General features: G+C 69.8%; 12 protein-coding genes. 5 read left to right on the top strand and 7 right to left on the bottom strand.

The window, feature by feature from the left end:
• The 3 genes from VGC13_RS28080 to VGC13_RS28070 all read left to right on the top strand — a co-directional run.
• Positions 1-258: transposase (locus tag VGC13_RS28080; protein WP_331128643.1), on the top strand; the 258-nt coding region annotated here is incomplete at its 5' end.
• A 244-nt stretch (positions 259-502) separates the two neighbouring features.
• Positions 503-1,756 carry a beta-ketoacyl-ACP synthase II gene (fabF, locus tag VGC13_RS28075; protein WP_331128642.1) on the top strand — a complete coding sequence of 418 codons (1,254 nt, stop codon included), beginning with the start codon at positions 503-505 and terminating at the stop codon, positions 1,754-1,756.
• 276 nt (positions 1,757-2,032) lie between these two features.
• Positions 2,033-2,581 (top strand): hypothetical protein, encoded by a 549-nt coding sequence (locus tag VGC13_RS28070; protein WP_331128641.1) that lies wholly within the window; start codon positions 2,033-2,035, stop codon positions 2,579-2,581.
• Positions 2,582-2,712: 131 nt separating this feature from the next.
• Here VGC13_RS28070 and VGC13_RS28065 read toward each other — a convergent pair whose 3' ends face one another.
• The 7 genes from VGC13_RS28065 to VGC13_RS28035 all read right to left on the bottom strand — a co-directional run bounded on the left by VGC13_RS28065 (position 2,713) and on the right by VGC13_RS28035 (position 10,377).
• Positions 2,713-3,774, bottom strand: coding sequence for a M28 family metallopeptidase (locus VGC13_RS28065; protein WP_331128640.1), 1,062 nt, complete (start codon positions 3,772-3,774; stop codon positions 2,713-2,715).
• A 374-nt stretch (positions 3,775-4,148) separates the two neighbouring features.
• Positions 4,149-5,411 (bottom strand): CBS domain-containing protein, encoded by a 1,263-nt coding sequence (locus VGC13_RS28060; RefSeq protein ID WP_331128639.1) that lies wholly within the window; start codon positions 5,409-5,411, stop codon positions 4,149-4,151.
• A 115-nt stretch (positions 5,412-5,526) separates the two neighbouring features.
• Positions 5,527-6,258 (bottom strand): SURF1 family protein, encoded by a 732-nt coding sequence (locus VGC13_RS28055; protein ID WP_331128638.1) that lies wholly within the window; start codon positions 6,256-6,258, stop codon positions 5,527-5,529.
• Between the two features lie 430 nt (positions 6,259-6,688).
• Positions 6,689-7,483, bottom strand: a complete 795-nt coding sequence (locus VGC13_RS28050) for a hypothetical protein (protein WP_331128637.1) — start codon at positions 7,481-7,483, stop codon at positions 6,689-6,691.
• Positions 7,484-7,495: 12 nt separating this feature from the next.
• The gene (locus VGC13_RS28045; RefSeq protein ID WP_331128636.1) at positions 7,496-8,416 is read right to left on the bottom strand and encodes a DUF2383 domain-containing protein; all 921 of its coding nucleotides are present in this window, start codon (positions 8,414-8,416) and stop codon (positions 7,496-7,498) included.
• Between the two features lie 344 nt (positions 8,417-8,760).
• Positions 8,761-9,603, bottom strand: coding sequence for an ATP-binding protein (locus VGC13_RS28040; protein WP_331128635.1), 843 nt, complete (start codon positions 9,601-9,603; stop codon positions 8,761-8,763).
• A 9-nt stretch (positions 9,604-9,612) separates the two neighbouring features.
• A complete protein-coding gene (locus VGC13_RS28035; RefSeq protein ID WP_331128634.1) occupies positions 9,613-10,377 on the bottom strand; it encodes an ATP-binding protein in 765 nt (254 codons plus the stop codon).
• 209 nt (positions 10,378-10,586) lie between these two features.
• On the opposite strand from VGC13_RS28035, the gene VGC13_RS28030 reads away from it, so the two are divergent.
• On the top strand, positions 10,587-11,099 hold the full coding sequence (locus tag VGC13_RS28030) for an LEA type 2 family protein (RefSeq protein WP_331128633.1): 513 nt from the start codon (positions 10,587-10,589) through the stop codon (positions 11,097-11,099).
• 200 nt (positions 11,100-11,299) lie between these two features.
• Positions 11,300-12,457, top strand: a complete 1,158-nt coding sequence (locus VGC13_RS28025; protein WP_331128632.1) for a hypothetical protein — start codon at positions 11,300-11,302, stop codon at positions 12,455-12,457.
• Positions 12,458-12,571: the final 114 nt, after the last annotated feature.

Below are 12,571 nucleotides of genomic sequence, written 5' to 3'. Positions count from 1 at the left end.
CACGTGAGCCGGGAGGTGCGCACCTGGATCAAGGAGCACAACCGCGCGGTCAAGCGATCCGGTACGGGGGTGCGCATCCTGGTCTGCCGGCTTCCGACCAAGAGTCCGTGGCTCAATCCTATCGAGCCCAAGTGGGTGCATGGCAAGAAGCAGGTGGTTGAACCCGCGCGGAAGCTGAGTGGCGCAGAACTGAAGCAGCGGGTCTGTAGCTACTACAAATGCGACCTGCTGGACTCGATTGCAAAGAAGGTCGAGTGAAACTGCACTAGGCGAGCCGGAGGGGGCGCAGCGGACGCAGTTCGATCCATCCGATGCGGAATCGAATTCTCCCCTCTCCGTGAGGAACGAACGGGGAGGGGCCGGGGGAGGGGCACCCCGCGGACGCAGCGCGATCCCCCCGATCGCGGACCCAAGCGTCCGCATCGGCGTAAAGGGCGGACCGGCGCGTTGGACCTGAGGGCCGGACAACCGACAAGACAATCACCAGACGGAAGATACGAAGGTGGCACGCAGGGTCGTCATCACGGGCGTGGGGATGGTCACGGCGCTGGGGAACACGGCGGCGGACACGTGGGCGGGCGTAAAGGCCGGCCGCAGCGGCATCGGCCCGCTCACCAAGTGCGAGCTTCCGGGCATCGCCCCCGAGATCGCCATCGCGGGCGAGGTCAGGAACTTTGCCCCGGAGCCGGTGCTGGACCGCAAGGACGCGCGGCGGATGGACTGGTTCATCCAGTACGCCCTGGTCGCCGCGGACGACGCCATGCGCAGCGCGGGGCTGGGCGGCCTGCAGCCGGTGCCCAACCCCGAAGAGACGGGCACCATCGTGGGCTCGGGGATGGGCGGGCTGATCTCCATCATGGAGACGTCCGACATGGCGCGCGAAAAGGGGCTGAACCGCGTGTCGCCCTTCTTCATCCCCGCCAGCATCATCAACCTGGCCAGCGGGCAGATCGCCATCCGCACCGGCGCGCAGGGACCCAGCTACGCGCCCGTCAGCGCCTGCGCCAGCAGCAACCACGCGATCGGCGAGGCGTTTCACGCCATCCAGCGCGGCGACGCGGTGATGATGCTGGCCGGCGGCACCGAGGCCTGCCTTACGCCCATGTCGTACGCGGGCTTCGCGGCGGCGCGGGCGCTCGCCACGCAGTACGAATCCCCCGAGACGGCGTCGCGGCCGTTCGACGCAAAGCGCAGCGGCTTCGTGCACAGCGAGGGCGGCGGCATCCTGGTGCTGGAGGAGCTGGAGAGCGCCCGCGAGCGCGGCGCGCCCATCCTGGCCGAGATCATCGGCTTCGGGATGAGCGCCGACGCCTTCCACATCACCGCGCCCCCCGAAAACGGCGAGGGTGCGGCGCTGGCGATGAAGCGCGGCCTGCGCAGCGCCGGCATCGCCCCCGAAGAGGTGACGTACGTCAACGCGCACGGCACCTCCACGCCCGTAGGCGACCTGGCGGAGACGCGCGCGCTCAAGTCCATCTTCGGCGCGCATGCGCAGAAGCTGGCGGTCTCGTCCACCAAGTCGATGATCGGCCACGCGCTGGGCGGCAGCGCCAGCATCGAGGCGGGCGTCTGCGCGTTCGCCATCAAGGAGGGCATCATCCCGCCCACCATCAACCTGACCGACCCGGACCCCGAGTGCGACCTGGACTACGTGCCGCACACGGCGCGCACCCAGCCGCTGGACGTGGTGATCAGCAACTCGTTCGGCTTTGGCGGGGCGAACACGACGCTGGTGATGCGGCGCTTCGACGGATAGGGGACAGGGGACAGGTTACAGGGGACAGCCTGCAACTGCTTCGGTGGCTGCGGGCTGTTTCCGTCTTGGTCGATGGGCCAGCGGGGTGCAATGAGCGTGAGCCCGCTGCGGGAAAGCAGGAACCCCTTTCCGACGCACTTGCGTTTTGCGGGGCATCCTCCAACTTTCGATGAGACCCGCCGTCCGGTTTTTAGCGAGACGGGCGTTCTTTCCACCGGCGGCAGCCCATCCGTTCCCCGTCCGCTCCGCATCTTCTCCATCCCGAGAATTCCGATGATGATTCCACGCATTCTGGCCGTTTTCCTCGTCGCGGCGGCGCCCGCCGCGGCCGCTGCCCAGGGGTTTGGGCCGTCGATCGACGCGAGCGCTGGGCTGTTCGCGGGCGGGGGCGGAGCGTTCTATCGGCGCGGGGGACCGGCGATCGATGGCGTTCTGGCGGTGCCGCTGGGCCGTGCGGCAGGAGGCACGCTGGTGGCGGGCGTCACGGCCGGCATCAGCGGCTCGATGGGCGGCGACCTGATCTGCGAGCCGGACCCGCACGGCGTGTGCAAGCCGGACTATCCCACCTTTGCCTCGGTCGGCGCGGTGGCGGGGGTGCAGCGGCGGCTGGGCTCCGGGCTGTCGGCGCGGGCGCTGGCCGGGCCGGCGTACTACCAGGCCGTCGACGGACCCGACGCCCTCGGCGTGCAGGGGCGGATCGACGTGGCCAAGCCGCTGTTTTCGCGGCTGGCGCTCGTCGGCTCGTTGCGCGCGGCGCTGCTTCCGGAGTACGACGGCGAGTCGCTGCGCTTCGCCGCCGTCGGCCTGGGGCTGCGCATCCAGTAAACCCGCCGCATCCACCACGCAAAAAGGCCCGCCGCCCGGATGACCGGGCGGCGGGCCTCGTCGTATACCACGGATCGGGGCCGCTCACCCTTCACCCCTTCACCCCTTCACCCCTTCACCCCTTCACCCCTTCACCGACCGCCCCCCGTGACCCGCCGGACCTCCCGCAGCCCGGCCGCGGTCCACTGCGGACGCTGCGGATCAGTGGCGACGGCGTGCGTGGTCAGAAAGATCAGCCGCGTCACGCGGGCGGCCTTGTCGACGTCCAGCCGCTCCACCTCGTCCGAGGGCTCGTGGTAGTCCTCGTGCGGGCCGGCGAAAAAGAAGATGGCCGGGATCTCCTTGCGCGCGAAGTTGAAGTGGTCGCTGCGCGTGAAGAAGCGCTCGCGCGGCCAGATGTCGTCGCCCGCCACCAGCCCGATCAGCGCACGGTTCTCCGCCGCCACCCGCTGCACCACCTCGCCCAGCGACGAGTAGTCCTTGCCGATGACGGCCACGGTGTCGCGCGTGTTGCGGCCGATCATGTCCATGTTGACGTTGGCCACGATGGAGCTGATGGGCACCGTGGGATGGTCGCTGAAGTACGCGGACCCCAGCAGCCCCTTCTCCTCGCCGCTCACGGCCAGGAACAGGATGGAGCGCGCGGGCCGCTGCGGCATGGAAGCGAACGCCTCGGCCACCTCAAGCAGCGCGCTGGTGCCGCTGGCGTCGTCGTCCGCGCCGTTGTAGATGCTGTCGCCCCGCACGGGCCGGCCCACGCCCACGTGGTCCATGTGCGCCGAGAGAACCACGTACTCGTTGCGCAGCGTGGGGTCGGCGCCGGGAAAGACGGCCACCACGTTGGGCGCCATCCGGTTGCGGGGGCGCAGCGGATACTGCTGGATGAAGCTTCCCCCCTCGACCCCGCCCTGCAGCCCCAGGCGCGCGAACTCGCGGGCCAGGTACGCGGCGGCGGAGTCCAGCCCCGGGCTGGGCGTGTCGCGGCCGCGCAGGGCGTCGCTGGCCAGGTAGGCCACGTGCTCGCGCATCTCGGCCGCGGTAATGGTGCCCGCCGCCATCTGCGCCGCGGTCCCGGTGCGCACGTCTCCCGTGGGCGCCGGCACGTTCCCGGCCGACGCGCCGGGCTCCGCCGTCCCGGTGGCGCACGCCGGCAGCGCCGCGACCACGGCAATCATCAGGATTCGCTTCATCATCCCATTCATCGTTGCGGAGGTTGTGGCATCAGCCGGCGCCATCCCGGAGCGCGGGAGGATACGCGGCGCATCGGCGTCGGGGCAAGACGGGTGCCCTGTCCACACTTTGCGCGTGAAGTCAGCCCAAGTCCGCAACGACAACCCTTATTGGTTCATCCATGAAAAGCGAGGGAGGTACAGAGGGACAGACAAAAGCCAGAGGAGCAGAGGAAATCCGGTGTCCTCTGTTCCTCTGGCTGTTCTCTGCCCCTCTGTACCCTTCATGCCGTTTCCCGGCCTCGGCACGACGATCAGAGGGGGAATCGGGAGCTTCATAGCGAAAGAGAGGCCCGGCTGTCCGGGCCTCCCTTCGCATTCCGCGACGCGGAGAACGGTCAGACGTTCTCGCTGCCGGGATCGTTCATGGCGCGCGGATCGCTGTTCCCCGCGCTCATTCCGCCGCCGGACGAACTCGTCCCGCCGGATGCGTTCATCCCGCCCGACCCCATCCCGCCACCGCCGGACGACGTGCCGCCCTGGCTGCCGGTGCCGCCCAGGTTGCTGACGGCGCTGCGGACGGCGCCCATCACCCCGCCGCCACCGCCGCGACCACGGCCCTGGCTGGCGCGCCCGCCGCCCCACCCGCCGCGGCCACGCGGATTGCCGGGCTCGGAGATGCTCTCCATGGTGTCGGCGAAGGTGCGCTGACCCTGCGGCGTGTCGACCTCGGTCGCCACGTCCGCCTGCGCGATGATGCCCACCAGCCGCCCCTCGCGGTCGGTGATGGGCACGCGGCGCACCTGCTCGCGCTCCATCACGCTCAGCACGTCGCGCAGAGAGTCGTTCTTGTTGCAGGTCTCCACCTGCGTGGTCATCACCTCCATCACCCGCGTGGAGTTGGCGTCCTTGCCCTCGGCCACGGCGCGAATGGCAATGTCGCGGTCGGTCAGCACGCCCCGCAGCCGCTTGCTGGTGTCGCTGTCCACCACGGGGATGATGCCCACGTCCAGGTCGCGCATCTTGCGCGCTGCGTCGGCCAGCGAGGTCTCGGGCGTCACCGTCTCGGGGTTGTCGGTCATCACGTCGGCCGCGCGCAGCCGGCGCACCTCGTCCCCGCCCTGCTGCCCGCCGCCGTACGCGGATCCGCCCCCGAACGACCCGCTCTGCGAGCCGCCGCCGGTCCATCCACCGCCGTACGCGCCATAGCCCTGGTCGCCGCCGGTGTACCCCGCGCCGCCGTAGCCGTATCCGCCGCCACTGCCGTACCCACCGCCGCCGAATCCACCCCCGCCGTACCCGTAGCCGCCACCGCCGCGCTGCTGCGACTCACGCCCGCCGCCCCAGTCGCCGCCGGTGCCGCCGCCGTATCCGCCGCCAAAGCCGGTGTCGGCGCCGTAGCCGCCGAAGTCCTGGCCGCCGTAGCCGCCGCGATTGGCGCCGCCGTAGCCGTAGCCCCCGGCGTTGAAGTCGTTGTCGTACGCGCCGCCGCCCGGCCCGAAGCCCGAAAAGCCGCCGGACTGGGCGCCGTAGGCGTCCGAGCCCATGCCGCCGTACTCGCCGCCGCGCGAGGAGCCCGCCCCGCCCTGCCCTCCGCCGTATCCGTATCCGCCCCCGCCGCTCCACCGATCCCGGCCGTAGTCGCGTCCGTAGCGTGCCATGTGTCCTCCCCGTTCGAGTGGATCTCTCCGGCCCAAACCCGGCCCCGCGGGCGGGGCCATGGGAGGCGGTGCGTGTGCAAGACGGATACCGCCCATGGCGGGCAAACTCCTGTCGTCAGGCCGTTTTGCGTCCCCGCAGCACCATGATCAGCAGCCCGATGACCCCGATCGCCGCAAAGCTGAACCACTGCACCGCGTAGCTCAGGTGGTTGCCCTCCGAAAGCGCCGGCAGCGGCTCGGGGATGGGCGGCGCATCGGCCTCTGCACCGTCGGAAAGCTGCTGCAGGTACAGGGGGATGACAGGCCCGGGGCCGCGGTCGCGCGCCACCGCCAGGTCCACGCGCCGCCAGGTGGTGTCCGCGCCCGCCCGCCCGGCGATGGGCAGCCCGCGGTCCGCCTGCGTGGTGATCGGCAGCAGCACGCCGCTCACGCGCACGGGGGCGGCGGTGCGCAGCGGCCGCACGTCCGCGCTGCTCCCGTCCGGCGAGGGCACCCAGCCACGGTTCACCATCACCACGCGACCGTCCGCCAGCACCAGCGGCGACACCAGGTGCACGCCCGGCCGCCCCTGGCGCGAGCGGCCGCGGATCACCATGTCGCCCGCGTGGTGGTACCGCCCCGACGCCTCCGCCCGGTGCCACTCGAACGCCTGCGGATCGGCGGCCAGCGCGGCGGGGGCGCCGGTGTCCAGCCGCAGGGCCGGCTGCGCCGTGGCCGAGCGGATGGCGGCGTTGCGGGCGCGCCGCTGCTCCAGCCGGTCCAGCTGCCAGAACCCCAGGCGCACGCACAGCGCCGCCATGCACAGGATGAAGATCGCGGCCAGCGCGCCGCGAACCGTAAGCTTCACGTAGATACCGATCGGATGACGTGCGAACGAACGAGACGGCAGGAACTTACGCCTTTGCCGAAGCGATGAAAACCGCCCCCGTCCTCATCCCACCACACTCGCCAGAATGCCTCCCGTCGCCCGACAGCATCTCACCGGCAGAACTGTGGGGCTGGGTTTCTCCCATGAATCCAGCCCCACAGCTCCCGAGAGGAGATCCTTCGGTCGCGCGCCAGCTGAAGTGCAAACGGTGGGTTTCTCGCGGCGCTCCCTCAGGTCAGGGCTCTCTTTCCGGATTTGGATCACTGGAGATCATCGGAGTCGGCAAGGGCGAACTCTGTTGACTCCGTTGACTCTGTGTGAGGCCCTTCTGTTGGGAAGCATGACGAACGAGGGCGCCGGCTGATTTCACCGGCGCCCCCGTTCGCACTCCCGTCTACCCGCCGCGAGATCAGATCGGCGCGGGAAGCGGGTCGCGGCCAAAGCCGCTGTAGCCGTCGTCCTCGCCGCGCGGCGGGTACGAGTCGGCGTCGTGCAGCGGCATGCCGTCGTACTCCGTGCGCGGCACCGAGTAGCCGCGCTCCTGCGGGTACACGCTCACGCCCGCCTCGTCGCCCAGGTACGCCGTCTCCTCCTCGTACCCCAGCGCGACGCCCTCCTGCCGGCTGCGCCCGCGGCCAAACAGCCGGCGGCGCGGACGCCCCTCGCGGGCTTCCAGCAGCTCCGCCTCCTGGCGGTTGGCCACGTCCATCAGCCGCCGGGCGCGGCGCTCCCAGGTGCGGGCGCGCTCTTCCCAGTGGTTGCCGTACGCGCGCTCGCGGTCGAAGTCCACCGCGTAGCGCCGCACCGCGGGCGTGGCCTCTTCCTCCTCGTCGCCCTCGCCCGTGAGGTAGCCCAGGATGAGCCCGGCCAGAAAGACGCCCCCGATGATGGGGTACGGGTTCTCGCGGGCTTTGCGGCGCACGGGCGCCATCACGTCCATCTTTTCCTCGATACGCTCCTTCTTGCGCAGCAGCGTATCCTCGATCTGCCCGATGGTGTCGGACATGCGGGCGCGGGTCTGCTCGATCTGCAGGCGCGCCAGCTCCGGGTCGTCCACCTGGGCGATGGTGCCCACCGCCGCGGTGTGCGTGGTGGCCGGGATCAGGTGGTCGGTCTCGGTGATGCGCGGCGCGGCGCCCCCGACCGTCCCCGTGACGTCGGGCACCGTGTCGTCGTCGCGGTTGGTCACGTTCAGTTCAGCCATGGGTCCTCCCCGTTAGCGAAGCAGCCGGCCGATGACGAATCCGGCGATGCCGGCGATCAGCAGCGTCTGGAGCGGCTGCTCGATGAAGCGCTGCTCGAAGGTGTCGCCGGCGCCGCCCGCCAGCGTCTTTGCCCGGCCGCGCAGGTCGGCCGGCCGCGAGGTGCCCGCGGGGTACCCGGAGTACGCCTCGTCCCCGTATGCCGCGCCGCCTTCGTGGCCGCGGTCCATCACCCCCTGGATGCGGTTGCGCACCGCGTCCACGCCGCCGGTCACGCGCTCGCGCACCTGCTCCGCCACGTCCACCGCGCGCTCCCGTGCCTGCCCGGCCACGTCAACCGCGCGCTCTCGCGCCTGCCCGGCCACGTCGGCCACCCGCTCGCGGGCCGCGTCGATCTTGTGCCCCGCGACGGCCGCGTGCTCGCGCGCCTTGTCGACGGCGTCGAGCGTGGCGTTCTCGTCCTTGCCCAGCACCCGCGACACCCAGCTGAAGTGCCGCTCCTCGTCCAGCGCGCAGGCGTCGACGATGCGCTTGATGTGGGTGGGCCACTGGTTGGCCCTGGACGCGTACGAGTCGTACTTGGCGCGCACCTGCAGCTCGTTGGTGCGAAACGCCATCAGCACGCCCTTGTCGCCGGCCAGGGCGCCCAGGCTCTGCAGCGCCAGCTTGAAGGGGCCGGTGGCGTGCGGGTGGTTCTTGGGCGTGCCGCCCAGCTCGCTGATGAGCTCGTTCAGCTCGCGGATGTGGCGCTCGTGGTCGCGGCGAAAGCCGGCGATCTGGTCGGCGTGGTCGCGGTCGTTCAGCTTTTCCATCGCGATCTGGTACGCCCCGACGGCATCATGGTCGAGCTGGAGCAGGTCGTTGAGACCTTCCAGGATCTCGGCCGTGGCCGGCGGCGCGTGCCCCGCGTCGAGGCGCGTCGTGTCGGTGTCCACCGCTCCCTCCTTGGCGTGTCAATGCTCCCGTTGCCTGCCCGGCCATTGCATTCCGTCCGGGGAGTGCGCGGGTATGCACACACCGTTCCAAGCGCGTAGACTGCGGAATTCCGGGATTTTCCCGGTACTCCCGCCGGTGCGCAAAGGCTTCGTCCTGCGGCGCTTCGAGAGTGCACAGGTCCGGTTGCCGGGTACCTGCCGCCTACCTGCCGCCTACCTGCCGCCTACCTGCCAGCTACCTGCCGCCTACCTGCCAGCTACCTGCCAGCTACCTGCCGCCTACCTGCCGCTACCTGCCGCCTACCTGCCGCCTACTTGCAGGCTACCAGCCGGCTGATTGCGGGCTACTTGCCAGTTGCTTGCCGCCCAGTTGCCAGGGAAGCAGTTCCAGAGGGCTCGGGTGCTGCTTTCAAGGGATGCGGTTCTTCCTCCAGGAGCCTCCGACCAAGCACCGTTGTTTGATACCGCTGTGTAGGTGCCGTGCGGCTACCTGGGACGGTAGGCGCGAGCAGGCCCGCCTGGACCAGCGGAGCCAGGAGAGACGTCCGAAAGCTCTCCCGGCTTCTGATGCCCATATGAGCCTGCAGACTGGCACGCGATTGCGGCGTCAACGCCAGCCGAAGCACCTCCCATCTGCGGGGATCCGCCCACAGCAACTCCGGCAGGTCCGCAGCCGTCGCCTGAATCACGCCCCCCTCTTCCTCTGCACCACCCACCGCAAGCGGGTGAATCGGCAGGATGGTCGTGAAGTACGTCCGATCCTCGTCCGTCTCGAACCACGGCTCGGGCGAGCCGTTGTCGCGCATCGCCTTGAAGATGCTGGGCACGCCGGTGCCACGGCCTTCGGTGAGGCGAAGCTCCTTCAGGAACTCGCCGATCCGCCGGTTGCGGTAGCGCCGGGCGACGACGCCTCCCTGGTTGAGATCATTGATGCGTACGGAAAGGTCGGGGCCGGGATAGCTCGTGATCGTCATCTCGGCCGGCGTGACCTGAACCTCGATCGGCTCGCGCACGTCATATCCGCGATGATAGACGGCGTTCGCCAGCGCTTCCTCGATCGCGGCGTACGGAAACGCCACGAAGCGGTCCGCCTCCGCGCGGCCGGCGCGCTTGATCACCTGCTCTACCACGAACGTGCTCTGCAGATACGCGAGCGCGTCTCGCAGCTGGCGGCCAAGCGGCCCCACGAACTGCTTTTACCGAATCTCTCCCGCCTTTCCATCGGGAAAGTGGACCACGTCGATCTGCACCTCGGGGATGAACCGGCGCGGATCGTCCGTAAAGAAAAGAAGGCCGACGTTCCGGGGCCGAAGATTCTCCGGTGGGCCGTCAACGATTCGCATCCCGCTGCAGATCCGCGCGAGATCCATCGCCCCGGAGGCCTCGAACAGGTCGCTCTTCACCTCCTGCAGATGCGCCTGGATCAGCCGTAGCGACAGATCAGCGACTTCAGCGTCCGGCCGGACTCTGTCATCGAAGGGCACGTTGGCGGCGAGTTGCAGCAGCTCTGCTTCGAGAGGACCCTTCGCGCGAATGGTCGAGGAGCCGTAGCGCACGTAGTACGCGTGCGTCTTTTCGTCTTTGGCGAGCGAGATCGGCGCCTTGTAGGGGCGGTTCTGGCCACCGGGCGCCCATAGCACAAGGATGTGGCTGCCGTCGATGACGCAGGGCTCTACGACGGGATGGTACGCCGGCGAAATCCGGTGAGCCACCGACAGAATCTCCTTCTGGATCCGGTCGAGCTGGTTCGGATGCAGTCCAGCCGGGGGCAGCACCGGCCGCCCGTCCCGCTCGGCAACGCCGATAATGAGGTATCCGCCACCCCAGTTGTGCAGATCGTTGGCGAACGCGCAGAGGGCATGGAGGACCGCTTCGGGGTTCCATCCCTCCTTGAACTCCAGGCGTTCCCATTCGACCACCGTGCCGGTGAACAGGTCCGGGATATGGATGGGCAGGGCCATGGGATCGTGGTCAGCACCGTCGGAGGGAACGCTGGAAGAAGCCGGCGGTGAAGAGTACGCTGCTTACAGCCTTCGCGGAAGCCCGCACGGTCAGCGAGCAGTCGATGCGGGAGCCCGCACCCGGCCTCCTCCTTGCACATTGTGACGGACGGATCACCGCGCGCGTCCGCAGGGTACGACGCCGCAACCACTTGCGAGGAGACGCACGCATGAGAGCCGCAATCCGCACGGCGGTTTTGCCGCTGTTGCTGCTGGGACTGTCCGGATGCGCCGGGCTGGGGCTGGAGCAGGTGCTGCAGGCACCCACCTTTCGCGTGGAGAACGGCCAGCAGGCACAGCTGCGATACGTGAACCCCAGCCTCAACAGTCCACTCGGCGGGGCGGCCGTGCGGCTGTACGCCCGCGTGGGCAACCCCAACCCGGTGGGCCTTACGCTCACGCGGCTGGTGGGGCAGCTGAGCCTGGAAGGGACCAACGCGGCGCGCGTCGACTTTCCGCTGGGCGTGGCGCTGCAGGCCGGCAACGAGACGGTGGTGCCCATCGACATCGCCATCAACTTCAGCGACATCCCGGGCCTGGCCAACGTGGTGCGCAACGCGCTGACCGGGCGCCCCATCACCTACGCGCTCAACGGCACGGTGGGGGTGGACGCGGGACTGCTGGGCCAGCCCAGCTTTGGGCCCATGATGCTGCTGCAGGGCGAGCTGCGGGCCACGCGCTGACGGGGGGGAACTGCAGGGAATAGGGAACAGGGAATAGGGAATAGCGGGCATCGGGCACCGCCTGCTTAGGTCAGTTTGAACAACGAAAACGGTTCACCCCCATGCGCTGGAGGTGAACCGTTTCTCTCATCCCCCAATCCGTTGCTGGACCATTCCGTGCGTTCGGGGAGCGGCTCCAGACTGAACGCCGGATGAACCGCATGGACGTTTCCGAGTCTCCATCCATCCCGCTGGAACAGGCGCTGGGGCCGGCGCGCGAGCGGGCCGCCGCGTTCCTGCGCGCGCTGAATTCGTCCGCGCGCATCGTGGTGTTCTGCCACTTCGACGCGGACGGGCTGGCGGCGGGGGCGCTGTTCGGGCGCGGGCTGCGGCGGATGGGCTTTGGCGACGTGCAGGTGGTGCACTCGGGTCGCGGCGAGAACGCGTTCAGCGCCGGCGCGCGGGAGCGGCTGGCGGCGCTGCGGCCCGACGCGATGATCGTGACGGACCTGGGCGTCCATCACGCGGGCGTGCTGCCCGGCGTGCCGACGCTGTACGTGGACCACCACCGGCCGGACGGCGAGCCGGATGATGCGGACGCGGCCGTGGTGCTGGCCTACGGCTGGGACCCGATCCCCGCCTCCGCGTGGATCGCGTACGACCTGCTGTCGCCGCTGGTGGACGTGGAGGACCTGGCGTGGATCGCGGCGGTGGGGACGATAAGCGACCTGGGCGAAAAGGCGCCGTGGGATGCGCTGCCGGCCATCCGCAAGCGGTGGAGCGGCAAGTGGCTGCGCGAGGCGGTGTCGCTCACCAACGCCGCCCGCCGCGCCAGCGCCTTCGACGTCGAAACGCCGCTGCGGATGCTGATGGAGGCGGACGGCCCCCGCGCGATATCCGATGACCACGCGCTGGGCGCAGACCGCCTGCGCGCCTACCGCGCGGAGGTGCAGCAGGAGCTGGCCATCGCGCGCAAGCAGGCGCCGATCTTCGCCACCGGGCAGCCGTGGGCGCTGGTGCCGCTGGACAGCGGGTGCCAGATCCACCCGCTGATCGCGCAGCAGTGGCGCACCCGACTGCCGAAGTTTGCCGTGATCGCCGCCAACCGCGGCTACCTGCCGGGCGTCGTGGCGTTCAGCTCGCGCACGGCGCGAACGGACCTGGTACTCCCAGCCCTGCTGCGCACCCCCGACATCGGCGCGGACGACGAGGCCAGCTATGGGCGCGGGCACGACCAGGCCAGCGGCGGCCACCTGCCGCGCGCGCAGTTCAACCGCCTAATGGACGCCTTGGGCTTCGACGCCCGCGCCCACGTGCCGGAACTCCCTACGCTTGCGAATCAGCGAATACCTGATCCTCGGTCATTCACTAAGCTGTAAACATGCTTCAGCGCGGCCATCTGACGTGCTGGCGCTGATTTGCGGGGATGATTCTCCGGTTTCTCGCATAGGCCCCCTACCCCCGGCATGACGCTGGGGGAGGTCACCGTCCCG

The organism is Longimicrobium sp., assembly GCF_036399255.1.
In the GTDB taxonomy this organism is placed as follows: Bacteria; Gemmatimonadota; Gemmatimonadetes; order Longimicrobiales; family Longimicrobiaceae; genus Longimicrobium.
This window is presented reverse-complemented; position numbering and strand designations above follow the sequence as displayed.